The 22,260-nt window shown below is 60.0% G+C and carries 20 protein-coding genes and 1 pseudogene; 12 read left to right on the top strand and 9 right to left on the bottom strand.

Annotation, left to right across the window (positions count from 1 at the left end):
• Nucleotides 1-54: 54 nt before the first annotated feature.
• The 3 genes from rho to PSH65_RS01360 all read right to left on the bottom strand — a co-directional run bounded on the left by rho (nt 55) and on the right by PSH65_RS01360 (nt 2,721).
• Nucleotides 55-1,314 (bottom strand): transcription termination factor Rho, encoded by a 1,260-nt coding sequence (gene rho / locus PSH65_RS01370; RefSeq protein WP_007899384.1) that lies wholly within the window; start codon nt 1,312-1,314, stop codon nt 55-57.
• Nucleotides 1,315-1,561: 247 nt separating this feature from the next.
• Nucleotides 1,562-1,891 (bottom strand): thioredoxin TrxA, encoded by a 330-nt coding sequence (gene trxA / locus PSH65_RS01365; protein WP_007899382.1) that lies wholly within the window; start codon nt 1,889-1,891, stop codon nt 1,562-1,564.
• 122 nt (nt 1,892-2,013) lie between these two features.
• Nucleotides 2,014-2,721 carry a FadR/GntR family transcriptional regulator gene (locus PSH65_RS01360; protein ID WP_305424594.1) on the bottom strand — a complete coding sequence of 236 codons (708 nt, stop codon included), beginning with the start codon at nt 2,719-2,721 and terminating at the stop codon, nt 2,014-2,016.
• Between the two features lie 257 nt (nt 2,722-2,978).
• On the opposite strand from PSH65_RS01360, the gene PSH65_RS01355 reads away from it, so the two are divergent.
• From PSH65_RS01355 to ppx, 5 genes are all read left to right on the top strand, one after another.
• The gene (locus tag PSH65_RS01355; protein ID WP_305424593.1) at nt 2,979-3,764 is read left to right on the top strand and encodes a transporter substrate-binding domain-containing protein; all 786 of its coding nucleotides are present in this window, start codon (nt 2,979-2,981) and stop codon (nt 3,762-3,764) included.
• Between the two features lie 22 nt (nt 3,765-3,786).
• Nucleotides 3,787-4,458: an amino acid ABC transporter permease gene (locus tag PSH65_RS01350; RefSeq protein ID WP_305424592.1), complete on the top strand. Its 672-nt coding sequence runs from the start codon at nt 3,787-3,789 to the stop codon at nt 4,456-4,458.
• Nucleotides 4,455-5,105, top strand: coding sequence for an amino acid ABC transporter permease (locus tag PSH65_RS01345; RefSeq protein ID WP_305424591.1), 651 nt, complete (start codon nt 4,455-4,457; stop codon nt 5,103-5,105). Before PSH65_RS01350 ends, PSH65_RS01345 begins: the two co-directional genes overlap by 4 nt.
• The gene (locus PSH65_RS01340; RefSeq protein WP_305424590.1) at nt 5,092-5,829 is read left to right on the top strand and encodes an amino acid ABC transporter ATP-binding protein; all 738 of its coding nucleotides are present in this window, start codon (nt 5,092-5,094) and stop codon (nt 5,827-5,829) included. Before PSH65_RS01345 ends, PSH65_RS01340 begins: the two co-directional genes overlap by 14 nt.
• 244 nt (nt 5,830-6,073) lie before the next feature.
• Nucleotides 6,074-7,576, top strand: a complete 1,503-nt coding sequence (gene ppx / locus PSH65_RS01335; protein ID WP_305424589.1) for an exopolyphosphatase — start codon at nt 6,074-6,076, stop codon at nt 7,574-7,576.
• 115 nt (nt 7,577-7,691) lie between these two features.
• Here ppx and ppk1 read toward each other — a convergent pair whose 3' ends face one another.
• Together ppk1 and hemB are read right to left on the bottom strand one after the other, a co-directional pair.
• Nucleotides 7,692-9,914 (bottom strand): polyphosphate kinase 1, encoded by a 2,223-nt coding sequence (gene ppk1, locus PSH65_RS01330; RefSeq protein ID WP_305424588.1) that lies wholly within the window; start codon nt 9,912-9,914, stop codon nt 7,692-7,694.
• An 18-nt stretch (nt 9,915-9,932) separates the two neighbouring features.
• Nucleotides 9,933-10,946: a porphobilinogen synthase gene (hemB, locus tag PSH65_RS01325; RefSeq protein WP_305424587.1), complete on the bottom strand. Its 1,014-nt coding sequence runs from the start codon at nt 10,944-10,946 to the stop codon at nt 9,933-9,935.
• A 207-nt stretch (nt 10,947-11,153) separates the two neighbouring features.
• On the opposite strand from hemB, the gene PSH65_RS01320 reads away from it, so the two are divergent.
• Nucleotides 11,154-11,786, top strand: a complete 633-nt coding sequence (locus PSH65_RS01320; RefSeq protein ID WP_305424586.1) for a DedA family protein — start codon at nt 11,154-11,156, stop codon at nt 11,784-11,786.
• Here the strand turns inward: PSH65_RS01320 and PSH65_RS01315 are convergent.
• Entirely contained in the window at nt 11,767-13,002 is a 1,236-nt protein-coding gene (locus tag PSH65_RS01315; protein WP_305424584.1) for a sterol desaturase family protein, read from the bottom strand. The genes PSH65_RS01320 and PSH65_RS01315 overlap by 20 nt on opposite strands.
• A gap of 114 nt (nt 13,003-13,116) precedes the next feature.
• Here PSH65_RS01315 and elbB point away from each other — a divergent pair, with 114 nt between their 5' ends.
• A complete protein-coding gene (elbB, locus tag PSH65_RS01310) occupies nt 13,117-13,785 on the top strand; it encodes an isoprenoid biosynthesis glyoxalase ElbB (RefSeq protein ID WP_305424583.1) in 669 nt (222 codons plus the stop codon).
• 112 nt (nt 13,786-13,897) lie between these two features.
• Here elbB and PSH65_RS01305 read toward each other — a convergent pair whose 3' ends face one another.
• Together PSH65_RS01305 and PSH65_RS01300 are read right to left on the bottom strand one after the other, a co-directional pair.
• Nucleotides 13,898-14,350: a YaiI/YqxD family protein gene (locus tag PSH65_RS01305; protein WP_305424581.1), complete on the bottom strand. Its 453-nt coding sequence runs from the start codon at nt 14,348-14,350 to the stop codon at nt 13,898-13,900.
• Between the two features lie 105 nt (nt 14,351-14,455).
• Nucleotides 14,456-16,355 (bottom strand): annotated as a pseudogene (locus tag PSH65_RS01300) (FTR1 family protein).
• Between the two features lie 152 nt (nt 16,356-16,507).
• Between PSH65_RS01300 and PSH65_RS01295 the strand changes: the two are divergent.
• From PSH65_RS01295 to PSH65_RS01275, 5 genes are all read left to right on the top strand, one after another.
• Nucleotides 16,508-17,908, top strand: a complete 1,401-nt coding sequence (locus PSH65_RS01295) for a COG3014 family protein (RefSeq protein ID WP_305424580.1) — start codon at nt 16,508-16,510, stop codon at nt 17,906-17,908.
• Nucleotides 17,909-18,112: 204 nt separating this feature from the next.
• Entirely contained in the window at nt 18,113-19,507 is a 1,395-nt protein-coding gene (locus PSH65_RS01290; protein ID WP_305424579.1) for a COG3014 family protein, read from the top strand.
• Between the two features lie 15 nt (nt 19,508-19,522).
• On the top strand, nt 19,523-19,894 hold the full coding sequence (locus PSH65_RS01285) for a YcfL family protein (protein ID WP_305424578.1): 372 nt from the start codon (nt 19,523-19,525) through the stop codon (nt 19,892-19,894).
• Between the two features lie 39 nt (nt 19,895-19,933).
• Nucleotides 19,934-20,521 carry a penicillin-binding protein activator LpoB gene (gene lpoB, locus PSH65_RS01280; RefSeq protein ID WP_305424577.1) on the top strand — a complete coding sequence of 196 codons (588 nt, stop codon included), beginning with the start codon at nt 19,934-19,936 and terminating at the stop codon, nt 20,519-20,521.
• 3 nt (nt 20,522-20,524) lie between these two features.
• Nucleotides 20,525-21,268 (top strand): penicillin-binding protein activator LpoB, encoded by a 744-nt coding sequence (locus PSH65_RS01275; RefSeq protein WP_305424576.1) that lies wholly within the window; start codon nt 20,525-20,527, stop codon nt 21,266-21,268.
• A gap of 218 nt (nt 21,269-21,486) precedes the next feature.
• Here PSH65_RS01275 and PSH65_RS01270 read toward each other — a convergent pair whose 3' ends face one another.
• A complete protein-coding gene (locus PSH65_RS01270) occupies nt 21,487-22,119 on the bottom strand; it encodes a LysE family transporter (RefSeq protein WP_305424575.1) in 633 nt (210 codons plus the stop codon).
• Nucleotides 22,120-22,260: the final 141 nt, after the last annotated feature.

The raw sequence follows: 22,260 nt of genomic DNA, 5'->3' as shown, positions 1-22,260 counted from the left end.
AAAATCAGATAGCAAAAAGCCGGGTTTCCCCGGCCTTTGCTGACTTTCTGCGATTTACTTGCGCTTCATCGACAGGAAGAACTCGTCGTTGGTCTTGGTCTGTTTCAGCTTGTCGACCAGGAACTCGATGGCAGAGACTTCGTCCATCGGGTGCAGCAGCTTGCGCAGAATCCACATACGCTGCAGTTCGTCGTCGGCCGTCAGCAACTCTTCGCGGCGAGTACCGGAACGGTTGATGTTGATGGCCGGGAACACACGTTTTTCAGCGATCTTGCGATCCAGAGGCAGTTCCATGTTGCCGGTGCCTTTGAATTCCTCGTAGATCACTTCGTCCATCTTCGAGCCGGTTTCAACCAGCGCGGTAGCGATGATGGTCAGCGAGCCGCCTTCTTCGATGTTCCGCGCAGCGCCGAAGAAACGTTTCGGTTTCTCCAGGGCGTGGGCATCGACACCACCGGTCAGCACCTTGCCGGAGCTTGGGATCACCGTGTTGTAGGCACGCGCCAGACGGGTGATGGAGTCGAGCAGGATCACCACGTCCTTTTTGTGTTCGACCAGGCGCTTGGCCTTCTCGATCACCATTTCGGCAACCTGCACGTGGCGGGTTGGCGGCTCGTCGAACGTCGAGGCAACCACTTCGCCGCGCACGGTGCGCTGCATTTCGGTCACTTCTTCCGGACGTTCGTCGATCAGCAATACGATCAGATGAACTTCAGGATTGTTACGAGCGATGTTCGCCGCGATGTTCTGCAGCATGATCGTTTTACCGGCTTTCGGCGGTGCAACGATCAGGCCGCGCTGGCCTTTGCCGATCGGGGCGCACAGGTCGATGACACGACCGGTCAAGTCTTCGGTGGAACCGTTGCCGGCTTCCATCTTCATGCGCACGGTCGGGAACAGCGGGGTCAGGTTCTCGAAGAGAATCTTGTTTTTCGCGTTCTCGGGACGATCGTAGTTGATCGTGTCGACCTTGAGCAGCGCGAAATACCGCTCGCCTTCCTTTGGAGGGCGGATCTTGCCAACGATGGTGTCACCGGTGCGCAAGTTGAAGCGGCGGATCTGGCTCGGCGAGACGTAGATATCGTCCGGGCCGGCGAGATAGGAAGCGTCAGCGGAGCGCAGGAAGCCGAAGCCGTCCTGGAGAATCTCCAGCACGCCATCACCGGAGATTTCCTCGCCGCTTTTAGCGTGCTTTTTGAGCAGGGAGAAAATCACGTCCTGCTTGCGCGAACGGGCCATATTTTCTATGCCCATCTGTTCGGCCAATTCGAGCAGTTCGGTAATCGGCTTTTGCTTGAGTTCAGTCAGATTCATATAGGAATGACGTAATCATTTATGGAGGGGGGAAATTAAGCTTTTGGCTTAATGAGGCCGCGCCGCAGAGAAGGCGACAGGATCGCGTACTTATTCGAAAAGGAGTGCGTCGGCGACGGCTAGCAGGGGGCAGTGGAGAAACCAGTGCGGGGCCGAATGTACCACCTGAGTTTCGGAGCGTCTAGCCCTCAATAACGAAAAGGCCCCGCATTATGCGGGGCCTTTTCGTGACGCTTTATAACAACGCTTAGATGTTGGCGTCGAGGAAAGCAGCCAGTTGCGACTTCGACAGCGCGCCAACCTTGGTGGCTTCGACGTTGCCGTTCTTGAACAGCATCAGCGTCGGGATACCACGTACGCCGTGCTTGGCCGGGGTTTCCTGGTTTTCGTCGATGTTCAGCTTGGCAACGGTCAGCTTGCCAGCGTAGGTGCCAGCGATTTCGTCCAAAACCGGGGCGATCATTTTGCAAGGGCCGCACCACTCAGCCCAGTAGTCAACAAGCACAGGGCCAGCAGCCTTCAGTACTTCTTCTTCGAAGTTAGCGTCGGTGACGTGCTTGATAAGATCGCTGCTCATGGATGTCTCCGGGTTGTAAGCAATAAAAAACGTGGCCCATCATAGCCGCCCTTCCCGTGTTCAGGAAGCCGCAGATGATTGAGTCTCGCTATGGTGCGCCATGAGTTTGGGTATAGCTCAAGTCACGAGGTGGCGGGAGCGACGAAAGCAATTCCGGTACGCAGGGCAGCGTTGCGCACATGCTCCTGCATGGCCTTCTGCGCGGCGCCAGAGGCCCGACGCGCCAGCGCGCGGAGGATTTTACGGTGTTCCTGCCAGGTTTCCATGGCCCGTTCGGCCCGGATGAACGGTAGCTTCTGGCTCTCCAGGAAGATGTCGGCGCTGGCCGTCAGGATGCTCAGCATCGCCTGATTGCCGCTGGCCAGGAGGATGCGCCGGTGAAATTCGAAATCCAGTCGCGCCGCCGCTTCGAAGTCGGCGGCACGCAGTTCGTTGCGCATGGCGGCGACATTGTCTTCCAGGGCATCGAGTTCCTCGGTGCTCAGGGTCACGGCTGCCAGCCCGGCGGCAAAACCTTCCAGCGCGTAGCGCAACTGGAAGATGTCCAGCGGCGATACCTGGGCCGCGAACGGCCAACCCGGCGCGGCATCGCCCCGGGGCAGATCGACCGGCGACTGCACGAACACGCCCTTGCCCGGCTGGATACTGATCACGCCCAGCGCACTCAGGGACGATAACGCCTCACGCAACGACGCCCGGCTGACCCCCAATTGCACCGCCAGGTCCCGTTGCGAGGGCAAGGCATCCCCCGCCCCGAAACCTTGCTCGGAGATCAGTTTGCGGATGGCTTGCAGCGCCACTTCGGGTACGGCGCGAGAGATCGAGTTCATGTTTTCTTCAGACGAGCCAGGCCAATGAGCGGCTAGTTGTAAAGCTATTCGCGGTGTCCGGCAAGTCGTGCCCCATGGGGGTTCGGGGATTTTCACAAGTGCGCCATCAGGGTGCGAAATGGCTCCTGACTGTTCAGACCAGTAAGACCGAACAACACCAGCAAAACCGTGGCCTGCGTCCCCCAAAACCTAATCTTGGCATGGCCCGTGCTCTGTCGATCCGCAGAAATCACTTCCCGCCGATCCGGAGATTTGCCATGACCCAGCGTTACAGCGTCCTCCTCGCCGCTCTGTTTGCCAGCCTGATGCTGAGCCAGGCACCCGCCCACGCCGACGGCCTGGAGGATGTGGTCAAACGCGGCACCCTCAAAGTCGCCGTGCCCCAGGACTTTCCGCCGTTCGGCTCGGTCGGCCCGGACATGAAACCCCGCGGCCTCGACATCGACACCGCCAAACTGCTGGCCGACCAACTCAAGGTCAAACTCGAACTGACCCCGGTCAATAGCACCAACCGCATCCCGTTCCTGACTACCGGCAAAGTCGACCTGGTGATTTCCAGCCTCGGTAAGAACCCCGAACGCGAGAAAGTGATCGATTTCTCCCGTGCCTACGCGCCGTTCTATCTCGCCGTATTCGGCCCGCCAGACGCCGCCATCAAGGGCCTGGACGACCTCAAGGGCAAAACCATCAGCGTCACCCGTGGCGCCATCGAAGACATCGAGCTGACCAAAGTCGCCCCCGAAGGCGCGACCATCAAGCGCTTCGAAGACAACAACTCGACCATCGCCGCCTACCTCGCCGGCCAAGTCGACCTGATCGCCAGCGGTAACGTGGTGATGGTGGCGATCAGCGAAAAAAACCCGAAACGCGTGCCCGCCCTGAAAGTGAAACTCAAGGATTCGCCGGTTTACGTCGGCGTGAACAAGAACGAGCCGGCGCTGCTGGGCAAGGTCAACGACATCCTCGCCACGGCCAAGGCTGATGGCGCCCTGGAGAAGAATTCCCAGACCTGGCTCAAAGAACCGCTGCCGGCCGATCTCTGATCGATCGCGCGGGAGACGATTTATGGCTTATCAGTTCGATTTCTTGCCGGTGGTGGAAAACACCGACCTGCTGCTGCGTGGTGCGCTGTTCACCCTTGAGCTGACGGCCATCGGTGCGTTACTCGGGGTGGGTGTAGGCATCGTCGGCGCGTTGGTGCGGGCGTGGAACATCCGCCCGTTCGCCGGCATTTTCGGGGTCTACGTCGAGTTGATCCGCAACACACCGTTTCTGGTGCAGTTGTTTTTCATCTTCTTCGGTTTGCCGTCGCTGGGCCTGCAGATTTCCGAATGGCAGGCGGCGGTGCTGGCGATGGTGATCAACCTTGGCGCCTATTCGACCGAGATCATCCGCGCCGGCATTCAAGCGATCCCCCGCGGGCAGCTGGAAGCCGCAGCCGCTTTGGCGATGACCCGCTTCGAAGCCTTCCGTCACGTGGTGCTGTTGCCGGCGCTGGGCAAGGTCTGGCCGGCCCTGAGCAGCCAGATCATCATCGTGATGCTCGGTTCGGCGGTCTGTTCGCAGATCGCCACCGAAGAGCTGAGCTTCGCCGCCAACTTCATTCAATCGCGCAACTTCCGCGCCTTTGAAACCTATGCCCTGACCACACTGATTTACCTGTGCATGGCGCTGCTGATCCGCCAATTGCTGAACTGGATCGGCCGGCGCTACATAGCAAGGAGCAGCAGCCAATGAGCGATTTCACCTTCTGGGACATCCTGCGCAACCTGCTCACGGGCTTGCAATGGACCCTGGCATTGTCGCTGGTGGCGTTTATCGGCGGCGGGCTGATCGGCTTGCTGATCATGGTGATGCGGATTTCAAAAAAATCCCTGCCCAGCCACTTCGCCCGCACCTACATCGAACTGTTCCAGGGCACGCCGTTGTTGATGCAGCTGTTTCTGGTGTTCTTCGGTGTGGCGTTGGCCGGTATGGAGATTTCACCGTGGATGGCGGCGGCGATTGCCCTGACGCTATTCACCAGCGCCTACCTGGCGGAGATCTGGCGCGGTTGCGTCGATTCGATCCCCAACGGCCAGTGGGAAGCCTCGTCGAGCCTGGCGCTCAATCCGCTGGAGCAATTGCGCTATGTGATCCTGCCGCAAGCCCTGCGCATTGCCGTGGCGCCAACCGTGGGCTTCTCGGTGCAAGTGGTCAAAGGCACCGCCGTCACCTCGATCATCGGCTTCACCGAACTGACCAAGACCGGCGGCATGCTCGCCAACGCGACCTTCGAGCCCTTCATGGTCTACGGCCTGGTGGCGCTCGGTTACTTCCTGCTCTGCTACCCCTTGTCCCTCAGTGCGCGCTACCTGGAAAGGAGACTGCATGCCTCTGCTTAGAATTTCCGCCCTGCATAAATATTACGGCGACCACCATGTGCTCAAAGGCATCGACCTGAGTGTCGACGAAGGCCAGGTGGTGGCAATCATTGGCCGCAGTGGCTCGGGTAAATCCACCTTGTTGCGCACCCTCAATGGTCTGGAATCGATCAATGATGGCGTGATTGAAGTCGACGGCGAATACCTCGACGCCGCCCGCGCCGACCTGCGCAGCCTGCGGCAGAAAGTCGGGATGGTGTTCCAGCAGTTCAATCTGTTCCCGCACCTGACCGTGGGCGAAAACGTCATGCTCGCGCCGCAAGTGGTGCAGAAAGTGCCGAAAGCCAAAGCCGCGGAACTGGCGCAGGAGATGCTGAAACGAGTCGGGCTGGGGGAGAAATTTGATGCGTTCCCGGATCGACTGTCTGGCGGCCAGCAACAGCGGGTGGCGATTGCCCGCGCGTTGGCCATGTCACCGAAAGTGCTGCTGTGCGACGAAATCACCTCGGCGCTGGACCCGGAACTGGTCAACGAAGTGCTGAGCGTGGTTCGGCAACTGGCCAAGGAAGGCATGACGCTGATCATGGTCACCCATGAAATGCGCTTTGCCCGCGAGGTGGGGGATAAATTGGTGTTCATGCACCATGGCAAGGTGCATGAGGTGGGTGATCCGAAGATTCTGTTTGCTAACCCGCAGACGGCGGAGCTGGCGAATTTCATCGGGACGGTGGAAGCGGCAGGCTGAAGGATATTTAGTGCCTTTGAGGCCGCTTTCGCGGGCAAGCCCGCTCCCACAGGGTTCTCTGTTGGGACGCGATCATGTGTTCGACGCAAAAACCTGTGGGAGCGGGCTTGCCCGCGAAGAGGCCATTCGCAACACCACGGAATGCCCCGTGGTGAAAGATCGCAGCCTTCGACAACTCCTGCGCGTTGGCGGCAGCGTTTGATCGTGGCAGGATGTCGAGGTTATCGACCGAGACCCCCTGACCATGCCGCTATCCCAAGCCAAGAATCTGTCCCTGATCGCCGCAATCGACCTGGGCTCCAACAGCTTTCACATGGTCGTGGCCAAGGCCCAGAACGGCGAAATCCGGATTCTCGAACGTCTCGGGGAGAAGGTTCAGCTGGCCGCCGGCATCGACGAAGAGCGTCAACTCAGCGAAGAATCCATGCAGCGCGGGCTCGATTGCCTGAAGCGTTTCGCCCAACTGATCAGCGGTATGCCGCCCGGCACCGTGCGGATCGTCGGCACCAACGCCCTGCGCGAAGCCCGTAACCGCGCCGAATTCATCCGTCGCGCCGAAGAAATTCTTGGCCATCCGGTAGAAGTCATCTCCGGCCGTGAAGAAGCGCGCCTGATTTACCTCGGCGTCTCCCACACCCTCGCCGACACCCCGGGCAAGCGCCTGGTGGCCGACATCGGCGGCGGCAGTACCGAGTTCATCATCGGGCAGAGATTCGAGCCATTGTTGCGCGAAAGCCTGCAAATGGGCTGCGTCAGCTTCACCCAGCGCTATTTCAAGGATGGCAAGATCACCCCGGCCCGCTACGCCCAGGCGTACACCGCGGCGCGGCTGGAGATCATGAGCATCGAACACGCCCTGCACCGCCTGACCTGGGATGAAGCCATCGGCTCCTCGGGCACCATTCGCGCCATCGGCCTGGCGCTGAAGGCCGGCGGGCATGGCACTGGCGAAGTGAATGCCGAAGGCCTGGCCTGGCTCAAGCGCAAGCTGTTCAAACTCGGCGATGTCGAGAAAATCGATTTCGAAGGCATCAAGCCCGACCGCCGGGCGATCTTCCCCGCCGGGTTGGCGATTCTCGAAGCGATCTTCGACTCCCTCGAACTGCAACGCATGGATCACTGTGAAGGCGCCCTGCGCGAAGGCGTGCTCTATGACCTGCTGGGCCGTCATCATCACGAAGACGTCCGTGAGCGCACCCTCAGCTCGCTGATGGATCGTTATCATGTTGACCTGGAACAAGCCGCGCGGGTCGAACGCAAGGCGCTGCATGCCTTCGATCAGGTGGCCGAGGATTGGCAGCTGGATGACGGTGTCTGGCGCGAACTCCTGAGCTGGGCGGCCAAGGTCCATGAAGTGGGCCTGGACATCGCGCACTATCAGTACCACAAGCACGGCGCCTACCTGATCGAGCACTCGGACCTGGCCGGATTCTCCCGCGAAGACCAGCAAATGCTCGCGCTGCTGGTGCGGGGCCACCGACGCAACATTCCCAAGGACAAGTTCGCCGAGTTCGGCGACGACGGCATCAAGCTGATTCGCCTGTGCGTGCTGCTGCGCTTTGCAATTCTGTTCCATCACATCCGCGGCACCCAGCAAATGCCACAAGTCGTGCTGCACGCCAATGGCGACAGCCTGGATGTGTTGTTCCCGGAACACTGGCTGGACGACAACCAGTTGACCCAGGCCGACTTCGCCCTGGAAGCGGAGTGGCTGACCCGCGTCAACTTCGTACTGAACGTCCGCTAAACCCTGTGGCGAGGGAGCTTGCTCCCTCGCCACAGGTCATTCACCGCTCGGGCGGACGGGGATAAAAAAGGGCGATCCACATGGATCGCCCTTTTTTGTATCAACCGAATCTACGTTAACGGACAGCCAGAATCGGGCTGCCCAAACGCTCAAGCAAGGTTGCCTGGGCACTGCGCGGGTTCTGGTTGCCGGTCGGCGTGTTGCGGATGTAACGACCGTCCGCCTGCAAACTCCAGCTGTGGGTGTTGTCGGTGAGATAAAGCTCCAGCTCTTTCTTGACCCGCAAAATCAGCTTCTTGCCTTCGACCGGGAAGCAAGTCTCGACGCGCTTGTCGAGGTTGCGCTCCATCCAGTCGGCGCTGGACAGGAACATCTGCTCTTCACCGCCGTTGAGGAAGTAGAAGACCCGGGTGTGCTCCAGGAAGCGACCGATGATCGAGCGCACGTGGATGTTGTGGGATACGCCGGCAATGCCCGGGCGCAGGCAGCACATGCCGCGCACCACCAGATCGATACGCACCCCGGACTGACTGGCCTTGTACAACGCGCGGATGACCTTCGGATCGGTCAGCGAGTTGAACTTGGCGATGATGTGTGCCGGTTTGCCATCGAGCGCGAATTGCGTCTCCCGGGCAATCATGTCGAGCATGCCCTTCTTCAACGTGAACGGCGCGTGCAGCAGTTTCTTCATGCGCAGGGTTTTACCCATGCCGATCAACTGGCTGAACAGTTTGCCGACGTCTTCGCACAAGGCGTCGTCAGAGGTCAGCAGACTGTAGTCGGTATACAGACGGGCGTTGGCCGCGTGGTAGTTGCCGGTACCCAAGTGGGCATAGCGGACAATCTCGCCAGCCTCACGGCGCAAAATCAGCATCATCTTGGCGTGGGTCTTGAAGCCGACCACGCCATAAATCACCACCGCACCGGCCGCTTGCAGACGGCTGGCCAGTTGCAGGTTGGACTCTTCGTCGAACCGCGCACGCAATTCGATCACCGCCGTCACTTCCTTGCCGTTACGCGCAGCGTCCACCAGCGCATCGACGATCTCGGAGTTGGCGCCACTGCGATACAACGTCTGACGAACCGCCAGTACATGCGGATCCTTGGCCGCCTGGCGCAGCAAGTCGACCACCGGGGTGAACGATTCGAACGGGTGCAGCAGCAGGATGTCCTGCTTGCTGATCACGCTGAAAATGTTCTCGCTGTTTTGCAGCAGTTTCGGGATCTGCGGGGTGAACGGCGTGTATTGCAGCTCCGGATGACTGTCCAGGCCGGTGATGCTGAACAACCGGGTCAGGTTGACCGGGCCGTTGACCTGATACAGCTCGGTCTCGTGCAGGTTGAACTGCTTGAGCAGGTAATCGGACAGGTGTTTCGGGCAGGTGTCGGCTACCTCAAGCCGCACCGCGTCACCGTAGCGACGGGAGAACAACTCGCCGCGCAGGGCGCGGGCCAGGTCTTCTACGTCTTCGGTATCGACCGCGAGGTCGGCGTTTCGGGTCAGGCGGAACTGGTAGCAGCCCTTGACCTTCATGCCCTGGAACAGGTCATCGGCGTGGGCGTGGATCATCGACGACAAGAACACGTAGTTGTCGCCTGGGCCGCCGACTTCTTCCGGCACCTTGATGATCCGCGGTAACAGACGCGGCGCCGGGATGATCGCCAGACCGGAGTCGCGACCGAAGGCATCAATGCCTTCGAGCTCGACGATGAAGTTCAGGCTCTTGTTCACCAGCAACGGAAACGGGTGCGTCGGGTCGAGGCCGATCGGGGTGATGATCGGCGCAATCTCGTCGCGGAAATAACGGCGAACCCAGGTCTTGAGCTTGGTGGTCCAGTAGCGACGACGGATGAAGCGGACCTGATGTTTTTCCAGTTCCGGCAACAGAATATCGTTGAGGATCGCGTATTGGCGGTCGACGTGACCGTGCACCAATTCGCTGATGCGGGCCAGGGCCTGATGCGGTTGCAGACCATCGGCGCCGGCCTGTTCACGGGCGAAGGTGATCTGCTTCTTCAGGCCGGCCACACGAATCTCGAAGAACTCGTCCAGGTTGCTGGAGAAAATCAGCAAAAACTTCAGCCGCTCCAGCAATGGGTAGGACTCATCCAGCGCCTGCTCCAGCACGCGGATGTTGAACTGCAGTTGCGAGAGCTCGCGATGGATGTACAGGCTGCTGTCATCCAGGCCGGGAATGGCAATCGCAGGCACCGCCACAACGGGCTCGGCCACCACTGCGGGTGGAGCTGGCTCCAGTTCCGGCGGGGTTTCGGCGATTTGCTCCACCACAGGTTGAGCGTCTTTTACGGCAACTTCAGTGAGTCCTTCGGTATTCATCGAATGTTCCTGGGAGGGCTATTTTTGCTCTCGTAACAATTGAGCAGCACGGACGGCAAAGTAAGTCAGGATGCCATCAGCGCCTGCACGTTTAAAAGCGGTCAGGGATTCGAGGATAACCCCTTCGCTCAACCAGCCATTCTGGATCGCGGCCATGTGCATGGCGTATTCACCGCTGACCTGATACACAAAGGTCGGCACTTTGAACTCTTCCTTGACCCTATAGAGAATATCCAGATACGGCATGCCTGGCTTGACCATGACCATGTCTGCGCCTTCTGACAAGTCCGCCGCCACTTCGTGCAGGGCTTCGTTGCTGTTGGCCGGGTCCATCTGATAGGAGGCCTTGTTGGCCTTGCCCAGGTTCAACGCCGAACCCACCGCATCGCGGAACGGGCCGTAATAGGCACTGGCGTACTTGGCCGAGTAGGCCATGATCCGCACATTGACGTGGCCGGCCAGCTCCAGCGCTTCGCGGATCGCCTGAATGCGACCGTCCATCATGTCCGACGGGGCTACTACCTGAGCGCCGGCTTCGGCGTGGGACAAGGCCTGTTTAACCAGTGCGTCGACGGTAATGTCGTTCTGCACGTAGCCTTCTTCGTCGAGGATGCCGTCCTGACCGTGGGTGGTGAACGGATCCAGGGCGACGTCGGTGATCACACCCAACTCCGGGAACCGGTCACGCAGGGCTCGGGTGGCGCGCTGAGCGATGCCGTTGGGGTTCCAGGCTTCGGCGGCGTCCAGGGATTTGAGCTCTGGTGGCGTCACCGGGAACAATGCCAGTGCCGGAATCCCCAGCTCGACCCACTTGGCCGCTTCTTCCAGCAACAGGTCGATGGTCAGGCGTTCGACACCCGGCATCGAGGCCACCGCTTCGCGACGGTTTTCACCGTCCAGCACGAACACCGGCAGGATCAGGTCGTCGACGGTCAACACGTTTTCACGGACCAGTCGACGCGAGAAATCATCACGACGGTTGCGACGCAGGCGGGTTGCAGGAAACAAACGGTTGGCGGGGGTAAAGCTCACGGCAGACTCCTGAGCCCGCGCTGGCGGGCGAGCGTGACAGTTATAAGCGGCCATTATGACGAACGAATGACAGTTGTGCTTAGCCCTGTGACAGGTAGTCGCATCCATTGTCCTTGTAGGAAATGTTCACGTCGAGACACATTTTGACACTTTCCTGAATGTGTCCGAGGGGTTAGGCTGCGCGTTCATTTCGCCAGCACCCAGACAATGCTCCAACAATTCCTGCATGACTTCGGCTACTTTGCCCTGTTCCTCGGCACGTTTTTCGAAGGCGAAACCATTCTCGTGCTCGCGGGTTTTCTCGCGTTCCGCGGATACATGGACATCAATCTGGTGGTGGTCGTAGCGTTCTTCGGCAGTTATGCCGGCGATCAGCTGTGGTACTTCCTGGGGCGCAAGCACGGGCGCAAATTGCTGGCGCGCAAACCGCGCTGGCAACTGATGGGTGATCGGGCGCTGGAACATATCCGCAAGCACCCGGACATCTGGGTGCTGAGCTTCCGCTTTGTCTACGGGTTGCGCACCGTAATGCCGGTGGCAATCGGTCTGTCGGGCTATCCGCCGGGACGTTATTTGCTGCTCAACGGGATTGGCGCAGCTATTTGGGCCACTGCGCTGGCCGCAGCCTCTTATCATTTCGGCGCGGTGCTCGAAGGCATGCTGGGCAGTATCAAGAAGTACGAGCTATGGGTGCTGGGCGCCTTGCTGGTGCTGGGCTTTGGCCTGTGGCTGCGGCGGCGCTTCAAGAATGCCCGCCTGGCGAAGAAGATCTACGCCGACGAGCAAGCGCTGAAAGCCGCACAGGCCAAGTCCAGCGAACCTACGACGCCCACCGAGTGAAGCGGTTTCTACAACAGTAGAGACCGATGCCACTGAGCAGGCTGTAACTGAGCAGCCCCACCCAGCCCACCGCGCTGACCGGCCATAGCCCGACCATTGGCGCCAGCCACACCAGCGGCAGGTTCGACGCCAGCCGCAACAGCTCCAGCCTCAATGCCTGCGGGCGATTTTCCAGGGCCACGCCCAACACAAACAGCCCCCACGCCACAGCCCCCCAGCCCAACACCAGGGCTGAAGTCGGCAGGCTCTGTTCCAGGCTCATCAAGTAACTGCCCAAAGCGATGTAGACGCAAAATTGCAGCGCCACATACCACTGTTGGCGCCCATCCAGCGGTACCTCGAATTTGCGGAACTGGCTCAGGTCCGGTTTGTTCATCGGGTATTTCGCCGCTACATCCGCCGGCCGCCAACCGGTGCGCATGAACCAGATCCGCAGCTTGTCCCACCAGCGTTCGGCGCGCCGTGCGTCATCCCACAGCTGCGCATAGAACTGCACGTTCGCCCATAAGGGATTCCAGCTCGCCAACGGTGTGGTCACGCCGAAAATCACCGGTTCGTTGTCGTCCTCTTCCTGGAACGAGCCAAATAGACGGTCCCAAATAATGAACACCCCGCCGTAGTTGCGATCCATGTAGAGAGCATTCTGTGCATGGTGAGCCCGATGATTGGACGGCGTGACGAAGAACCATTCGAACCAGCCGAGCTTGGGAATGTGCCGGGTATGCACCCAGAACTGGTACAGCAGATTCAGCGCCGCCACGCTGACGAACACCAGCAGCGGCACGCCGAGCACGGCCATGGGCAGGTAGAAGATCCAGCTCAACAGAAACCCGGTGCTGGTCTGGCGCAACGCCGTGGAGAGGTTGTAGTCCTCGCTCTGGTGATGCACCGAGTGGGCGGCCCAGAGAATATTGCGCTCGTGGCCCATGCGGTGCAGCCAGTAATAGCAGAAGTCGTAGAAGACGAAAGCAAACACCCAGACCCAGACGCTGTCGGCCGACAACTCAATCACGGCCAGATGCTTCAGGGCGAAGGCATAAGTCACCAGGCCGACGCCTTTGGTCAACAGGCCCGTGGTAGTCGACAGCACGCCGGTACTGACGCTGTTGATCGCGTCTGCCACGCGGTAATTGCTCACCCCGCGCCAACGGTCGGCCAGCAACTCGACTGCAATCAGCACAAAGAAAAACGGCACCGCATACAGAATGAAGTCCATGACGCGCCCTGATCAGAATCGTTCAGCAGAGATTAGGTGTAGCCGCGTATTAACCCTATGGCAACGAGTGACAAATTAGTGGACATTTAACGCCATGAATCTGGAGAAAAGCCCATGAGCAAAAAAATTGCAGTGATCCTTTCCGGCTGCGGCGTGTACGACGGCGCCGAGATCCACGAAAGCGTGATCACCCTGCTGCGGCTGGACCAGCGCGGCGCCCAGGTGCAGTGTTTCGCACCCAATATCGCGCAATTGCATGTGATCAACCACCTGACCGGTGAAGAAATGCCCGAGTCGCGCAACGTGCTGGTGGAATCGGCGCGGATCGCCCGGGGCAACATCAAGGATATCCGTGAAGCCAGCGTCGAAGACTTCGATGCGCTGATCGTTCCTGGCGGATTCGGATCGGCCAAGAACCTGTCGAACTTTGCCGTCGAAGGCGCCGGATGCAGCGTTCAGCCTGACGTCCTGGCGTTGACCGAAGCGTTCGCCGAGGCTGGCAAACCGGTGGGGCTGATCTGCATCTCGCCAGCCCTGGCGGCCAAGATCTACGGCCCGGGTGTGACCTGCACCATCGGCAACGATGCCGATACCGCCGCCGCGATGAACAAAATGGGCGCCACCCATGCCGAATGCGCAGTGACCGACATCGTCGAAGACAAGGCGCGCAAGCTGGTGAGCACTCCGGCGTACATGCTCGCGCAATCGATCAGCGAGGCCGCTTCCGGCATCAACAAACTGGTCGACCGCGTGTTGGAACTGACCCACGAAAACGACGCTTGAGACCTGATCGTTCCCACGCTCCGCGTGGGAATGCCTCAATGGACGCTCTGCGTCCGCTTTGGGACGCAGAGCGTCCCGGGCTGCATTCCCACGCAGAGCGTGGGAACGATCATTACCTACGCGACAACCGGGTGAGGATCCGGTCCAGCGCATTGGCAAACGCCTGCTTCTCACGATCGCCGAACGGCGCCGGTCCGCCGCTCATCTGACCCTGTTCACGCAGATCGGTGAACAGGTTACGCACCGCCAGCCGATCGCCCATGTTCTGCGCATCGAACTCCTTGCCTCGTGGGTCCAGCGCCGCGACGCCCTTCTTCACCAGCCGGTCCGCCAGCGGCACATCGCTGCAAATTACCAGTTCACCTGGCACGGCGTGTTCCACCAGGTAATCGTCGGCGGCATCCGGACCGCTGGGCACCACGATCAGCTTCACCAGAGCGAGGCCCGGTTTGATCTGCGGCTGACCGGCCACCAGCACCACTTCGAACTGGCGCTTGAGGGCGAACTTCACTACCAGATCCTTGGCTGCCCGTGGGCAAGCGTCGGCATCGATCCATACGCGCATTGGGTTTCCTCTGTTGAAAAGCATCGCGGGCAAGCCCGCTCCCACAAGGCTAGCGCTGAACCTGTGGGAGCGGGCTTGCCCGCGATTATGAGCGCAGCGAATGCTTCAGGAAACCGACACCCGCCGCTTCTCGGCCATCCGGCTACGGCTGTACAGCACGATGATCGCAATGATCGCCACGGCCTGAGCACTCAGCGAATACGCATCTGCGTGGATCCCCAGCCAGTCGAAGTCAAAGAACGGCACCGGCCGCGTGCCGAAGATCCCGGCTTCCTGCAACGCCTTCACACCATGGCCGGCAAACACCACCGACAATGCGCACAGTAGTCCGGCATTGATGCCGAAGAACAACGCCAGCGGCAGTTTCGCCGAGCCGCGCAGAATCACCCAAGCCAGGCCGATCAACAATACCAACGCCGTCGCCCCGCCCGCCATTACGGCGTTGTGCCCTGCCGGCCCGGCCTGCAGCCACAGGGTTTCGTAAAACAGGATCACTTCGAACAGCTCGCGATACACCGAGAAGAATGCCAGGATCGCAAACCCGAAACGCCCGCCGCCGCTCACCAGGCTGCTCTTGATGTAATCCTGCCAGGCCGCTGCGTGGCGACGGTCGTGCATCCACACGCCGAGCCAGAGCACCATGACACTGGCAAACAACGCCGTCGCGCCTTCCAGCAGTTCACGCTGGGCACCGCTGACGTCGATCACATACGCCGCCACCGCCCAGGTCGCCAACCCGGGCCAGCAGTGCCAGGCCCCACCCGATATTGACGCTGCGCACCGCCGATTGCTGACCGGTATTGCGCAGGAACGCGAGGATCGCCGCGAGCACCAGAATCGCTTCCAGACCTTCTCGCAACAGAATCAACAGACCGGAAATGTAGCTCAGCGACCAGCTCAAGCCATCACTGCCGAGCAGGCCAGCAGACTCTTTCAACTTGGCTTTGGCCGCCTCCAGACGCTGCTCGGCCTGGGCCACTGGCAAGCCGTCCTGCAACGACTGACGGTACGCCATCAGGGACTTCTCGGTGTCTTTGCGCACGTTGGCGTCGACGTTGTCCAGAGAGCTTTCGACCAGCTCGAAGCCTTCCAGGTACGCCGCCACCGACAGGTCGTAGGCCTGATCGTGATCGCCGGCGCGGTAGGCTGCGATGCTCTTGTCCAAGGTAGCCGCCGTGTAATCCAGCAACTGTCCCGGGCCACGCTTGACCTGCGGCGGTTGCGCCCGTTGCGCGCGGAAGATCGCGGCTGCTTGCGGACCTTCGGCGGCCTGCACTTCGGCTGGCGTCTGACGTGCGAGGTCGGCGATGTTGTAGGTTTTCCCGGATTTTGCCGCGCCCGGGTCGGCGCTGAAGCTGGCGATGTAGGTCGCCAGGTCCCAACGTTGACGATCATCCAGTTGATCGGCGAAGGCCGGCATGTCAGTGCCTTCGACGCCCATGCCCAGCGTGTTGTAGATCGCGTAGAGGCTCAGACGGTCCAGTCGCACGGCATCGCGCAGATTGGCTGGCGGTGGCGTCATGCCGACGCCTGCCGGGCCATCACCAGCGCCCGCATCGCCATGGCATACCGAGCATTGCTGGGCATACAGCGGCGCGCCGCGAGTCGGGTCCGGGGTGATGACCGGGGCCTGGCTGACCTCATAGGTCACCGCCAGTTTCGCGCCCAGTTGCCGGGCCTGACGGGCGACATCCACCCCGTCCTTGCGAGCGGCGATTGCAGCGCCAAGGCTGCTGACGCCTTGCTCCAGCTCTGCGCGTTCGGGTTTGGCCGGCAAATCGGCGATCAAACCTTGCAGCACCTTCAGGAATTCCTGCTGTTCGCGGTATTCAGACTCATCGATGACTTTGCCCGCCTCGACCGTCGCCGGGTAATCGGCGCCAATGTAATCGAGCAAATGCAGAGCCTTGGGCGCACCTTCTGCGGTTTCGGCCAGCGCATTGAAGCTGCAGAACGCGATCATCGGCAGCACGAGCCACGCCAGAAAACGAGAGGAGGCAGTCATGAATAAATCTCAAATGGAAATACGAAGTAACACATTGTTCACTCCCAATGAGTTTCACTCAAGCTTTGTTGGTATTTCCTGCGCAGCTGCGTATACATTCAGCGGCCAATTGCCACCCTCCGTCGGTTTCGTTCAGGGAAGAATCAACGTCCATGCATTCACGCCTGTTTTTCTCGCTGCTGTTAAGCCTTGCCCTGCAACTGACTGGTTGCGCCGCTTACCGCAACTACGACCTGGAACTGGAGCAAACGACCGCCCAGTTGAAAGCGGGAAATCCGCAGGGCGCTCTCCAACTCCTGGAGCTGCACAATCCGTCAGAAGAACGGGACCTGCTCTACTACTTCGAAAAAGGTGCAGTCCTGAGTGCCGGCGGTGCGCTGCCGCAAAGCCAGGTTGCCTGGCGCAGTGCAGAGCAACTGGTGATCCAGCGCCAGGACACCGTCGAGTCTGCCGGCACACAGCTCTTGTCCGCCATGGGCGATCACTGGGGCAGCATCATCAACGACAAACTGCGGCGCTACGATGGCTACGACTACGAAGAAGTCATGCTGACCACGCAAATGGCCCTGAACCAGTTAGCCGTGAATGACTTCGACGGTGCTCGCGCCGACATCAAGAAAACCCACGAACGTGAAGCACTGATCGCCCGTCAGCGGGAAAAGGAATACGAGCGACTTGAAGAAGAAGCCAAGGCCCAGGGCGTTCGCATGCACTACAAGGATCTCCAGGGCTACCCCGTGATGACCCTGGATGCGCCCGCCGTGATCGCGCTGAAAAACGGCTATCAGAGTGCATTCAGTCACTACCTGGCCGGGTTTACGTATGAAGCGCTGGGTGAGCGTGATCTTGCCGCCCCGGGTTATCGCCAGGCCATCGAGTTGCGACCCGACCTGCCCTTCTTCGAGCAGGCATTGCGTGAACTCGACAAACCGGCCACCAAGGCCAATGAAAGTGATGTGCTGATCATCGTGCAAAGTGGCCTGGCGCCGGCACGCAGCTCGGTTCGTGTTCCCTACCCGGTGCGCCTGGAAGACAATCAGGTGATCGTCGCCAATGTGTCGTTTCCGGTGATGGTTCCCGACACGTCGACCCCGGCGTTCACGCAGATGACGATCGACGGTCGCAAACAGCAACTGATCCTTGTTAACAGCATCACCGACATGTCTTTGCGCACGTTGCGCGACGATATGCCGGGCATCATTCAGCGCACCGCGCATCGTGCCTACCTGGCTGCTTCTGTTCAGGCTACGGACAACCGACGCGACCCGAGCAAAGCCTCGTACGTGACGCAGCACGATGGCTTTGAGCACGCGGACACCCGAACCTGGCGTACCTTGCCCAACATCACCCTGGTGGCGCGCCTGCGCCTGAAAAAAGGCGAGCACCTGATCAGCCTGCCCAACACGCCGGGCACCGCGCCCCTGAAAGTCCGCATCGAGCAGAACCATCAGGTCATAGGCCTGCGAGCGTTGGGAGAGCGGATTTACAGCAACGGGGTGGCTTTCGAACCTGCCGCTGCGCCTGAAAGCAGTGTGGTATCAGGCCTGAAATAAGTAGTGGCACGTTGTGAAATGATGTAATTAAAAAGCCATTACATAGCCAGCATCCCTGTTTATAATGCCGCGCCGTCGTTATAGCGATACGGCATTTAAGCTCCTCTTTTTATGAGGAATTGGCAGGAGGCCAACAGCCCTGCCGATGGGTCCCAACAGCCCGACCAGCACGCGGCTGCTTATATTCAGGGAAGACGTCCCCTTATGGCATTCCGTGCCCCCACCTTGATCGCGCTCAGCGCTGCCACGCTGCTTTCCGGCTGCTCGGCCTTTCGTAACTACGATTCGGAACTTGCACAAACCAACCAGCAATTGGCTTCCGGCAACGTCGACGGCGCATTGACCCTGCTGGAAAAGAACAACACCAGCAAAGACAAAGACCTGCTCTATTACTTCGAGAAAGGCGAACTGCTGCGCGCCAAGGGCGACTTGTCCGGCAGCCAGAACGCCTGGACCAGCGCCGATCAGGTGGTGGGCAAGTGGGAAGACGCGGTCAAACTCGACACCGACAAATACCTGGCCCAGTTCGGCAGCTTCCTGGTCAACGACAAGGTGCGTCGCTACGAAGGCTACGACTACGAGAAAGTCATGCTGACCACGCAGATGGCCCTCAACCTGCTGGCGGTGAACGACTTCGACGGCGCGCGCACCGCGATCAAGAAGACTCACGAACGTGAAGCGGTGATCGCCGATCTGCGCGACAAGGAATACCTCAAGAGCGAAGAGCAGGCCGAGAAAGAAGGCGTCAAAACCCAGTACAAGGATCTTCAGGGTTATCCGGTGGCCAGCCTCGACGCGCCGGAAGTGGTCAGCCTGAAAAACAGCTACCAGAGTGCGTTCAGCCATTACCTGGCCGGTTTCGTCTATGAAGCCCTGGGCGAGAAAGATCTGGCGGCGCCGGGTTATCGCAAGGCCGCCGAACTGCGTCCGAACACGCCGCTGCTGGAACAGGCGCTGGTGAATCTCGACAAACCCGCCAAGAACGATGACAGCGACATCCTGATCGTTGTGCAAGGCGGCCTGGCGCCGTCCCGCGACTCGATCCGCATTCCGCTGCCATTGCCGATCAGCAACAACGTGGTGATCACGCCGCTGTCGTTCCCGATCATCAAACCGGACACCTCCACCGCTACCTTCGCCCAGATCGGCGTGGACGGTCAGCAGCTGGACCTGACGCAACTCAACAGCACCACCGCCATGTCCCGCCGCGCGCTGCGCGATGACATGCCGGGCATCATCCTGCGCACCACCGTCCGTGCCATAACCAAAGGCGTGGCACAGAAACAGATCAACGAAACCAACCCGCTGGCGGGTCTTGCGGTCGGTATCTCTTCAGCCGTGCTAGAAGGTGCCGATACCCGTACATGGCGCACCCTGCCAGACACCACTCAAGTAGTGCGTCTGCGCTTGAAGAAAGGCGAGCATCACGTCTCGCTGCCGAGCGCCGTCGGTGGTTCGGTGGTCAAGATCACTGTCGATCAGCGCTATCAGGTCATTAGCCTGCGCGCAGTGGGTAATCAGGTGTTCGCCAGCGGCCTGGCCGCTCATGTGATTCCGAGCGCTAATCCGACCGCCGTGGCCAGCCTCAAACAACCTTAAGAACGGAGTCTTTGCATGCGTTTCAAATTCATCGTCGTCGCGGCCCTGGCCTTGCTGGCCGGCTGCGCCACCCCGCCGCCACCGGAGCCAGGCAGCGCGGCCAGCAAGGTTGTGGCCATGGGCCCGCAGAAACACATCGTGGTCGGCGCCATGCGCGTCGCCCGCGAGAACGGTTTCATGACCGTTAATGTGCAGTTGAGCAACACCCTCAACAGCAACAAGACGTTCTACTACCGCTTTGCCTGGCTCGGCCCGGAAGGCTTCCCGGTGGCCGAGGAAGAAGTCTGGAAAAGCCAGATGATGTACGGCGCGCAGACCAGCTTCATTCAGGCCATTGCGCCAACCGCCAAAGCCGTGGATTTCCGTCTCGAAATCAAAACGCCTTAAGCCCGACACCCTATTCGTTCAGTTCTAGAGAGCATTCCCATGTTTGCACGCTTTTCGTTCATCGCCATCGTCGCCCTCCTGGCCAGCGGTTGCGCCAATACTTCGCCGACGCTGGGCAGCAAAAACATCAGCTACGGCGATACCAAAGCCGTGGAAACCGTGACCAACGAGTTCGGCTCCACCGACCTGCAGATGATCGCCGAATCCATGACCCGCTCCCTGGCCCAGTCCGGCATCCTGCAAGGCCGTCCGGTGGTTCAGGTCTACGACGTGAAGAACAAGACCAGCGAGTACATCGATACCCGCGAAATCACCACCAGCATCAAGACCCAGCTGATGAAGACCGGCGTCGCCCGCTTCGCCAGCGACAACACTGCGATGCAAAGCCAGGTCGACCAGCTCAAGCTGCAAAACCAGAGTGGTCTGTACAAGAAGAGCACCGTGGCCAAGACTGGCAACATGATCGCTGCCAAGTATCGTATCGAAGGCTCGATCAGCTCGATCGTCAAACGCAGCAGCGACTACAAGGACGTCTTCTACAAATTCAGCCTGCAGTTGATCGACGTTGAAAGCGGTCTGGCCGAGTGGATGGACGAAAAAGAGATCCGCAAAACCACGGAGCGTTAATCGATGCGCGCATGGATTGGCATGATGGCCCTGGTTTGCGCGTTCAGCGTGCAAGCGGCCCCGAAAGTCGCAGTAGCCGACCTGGCATATCAGGAACGGGTGGAGCAATACGTACACACTGTTTCGGCCCAGAGCAACCACAGCCAGAGCTATTACGGCGCCAGTGGTTCGTCCAGCTATGAAGAGTACGAAGCAACCAGCAGCTACATCGAGCAAGGTGAACTGCGAAAATTCACCGGCGACATCAAGGGCGAGATTCTGCGCACCGGCATGTTTCAGCTGGTGCAGGGCACGCCTTACACAGCATCGTCCAAAGGTGACGTGTATGACGTGATCAAGCGGATCAAGGCTGGTAGCTTCAAGGGTGCCGACTACGTGCTGTTTGGCACCGTGTCAGACATCGATTTCACCCGTGACATGAACGAGCTGGCCAACACCGACAGCTATTCGGCGGTGCTGGGGCTGACGCTGGTGGCGGACTTCAGCCTGATCAACACCAGGACCTTTGAGATTACCTCGGCCTTCACGGCGATGGGCGAAGGTCAGGACACCAAATTGGTGAATGGTCGGGATATCAAGATTTCGCTGAACCGCCCACGGGTGGTGCGCGATGTGTCCAAGGCATTGGGTGAGGATGTGGCTGCGCAACTGAGCCAACAGCTCGGTGGCGGTGGCTATGAGCAGCCGGGGCAGCCGCCGCTGCGCAATAACCTGCCGCGGGATACGGCGCCGGTGATTCTGCACTGATCCAAGGCTGGTCATTCTGTGGCGAGGGGGCTTGCCTGTGGCGAGGGAGCTTGCTCCCGTTGGGCCGCGCAGCGGCCCCCAAACCATTCAAACCGCATCAGCCGGTTTTACGACTGCTGCGCAGCCGAGCGGGAGCAAGCTCCCTCGCCACATAAGCCCCCTCGCCACAAATGAAAAAGGCGACCCTCGATGGGTCGCCTTTTTTGTACCTGAAGGTTTTACACCGCCGCTTTGCGAAGGGTCGCCATGAACGCCGCCGCGCCAATGAACAGCCCGGCAAAGGTGCGGTTCATGCGTTTTTGCTGCTTGGGTGTGCGCAGCAAACGCAGCACCTTCGCCGCCAGCCCGGTGTAGCCGGCCATGACGATCAGGTCGACACAGATCATGGTCACGCCGAGGATCAGGTACTGGGCCACCAGCGGCGCGTGGGGGTCGATGAATTGCGGCAGCACCGCGAGCATGAACACCAAGGCCTTGGGGTTGCTGACGTTGACCAGAAAACCGCGGAACATCAGCGCCATCGGCTTGCCGATCTGCCGGATGGCCGCGTCGTCGTTAATATCATTGGGCAACGCGCGCCATTGCTTGACCGCGAGGTAGACCAGGTAGGCCACGCCAAACCATTTGATCGCATAGAAAGCCGTGGCGGAGGCCGCGAGGATCGCACCGACACCGGCAGCGACAATCGCAATCTGCAACGCCAGGCCCAGTTGCAAGCCCAAGGCGTTCCAGTAACCGCGCCAGAAACCGTAGCGCAAACCGCTGGACATCGACGCAATGGCGCCGGCACCGGGAGAAAGGCTGATCACCCAGCAGGCGGCAAAAAAAGCCAGCCATGTTTGAAGCACCATCGCACACCTCGACTCAGACTCGTGACAGACGTCTAAGCTAATGCGCCTTTGGGCCGATGACTACCGATTTTTTGTAGGACAGAGCGACTGTCGACCAGCGTTTATGGCTTGAAGGGCCCATCGTCTGACGAACCGCCATCG

The organism is Pseudomonas sp. FP603 (genome assembly GCF_030687415.1).
Lineage (GTDB): Bacteria > Pseudomonadota > Gammaproteobacteria > Pseudomonadales > Pseudomonadaceae > Aquipseudomonas > Aquipseudomonas wuhanensis.
Note: the sequence above shows the minus strand (reverse complement) of the source record. Positions and strands in the feature narration are given on the sequence as shown.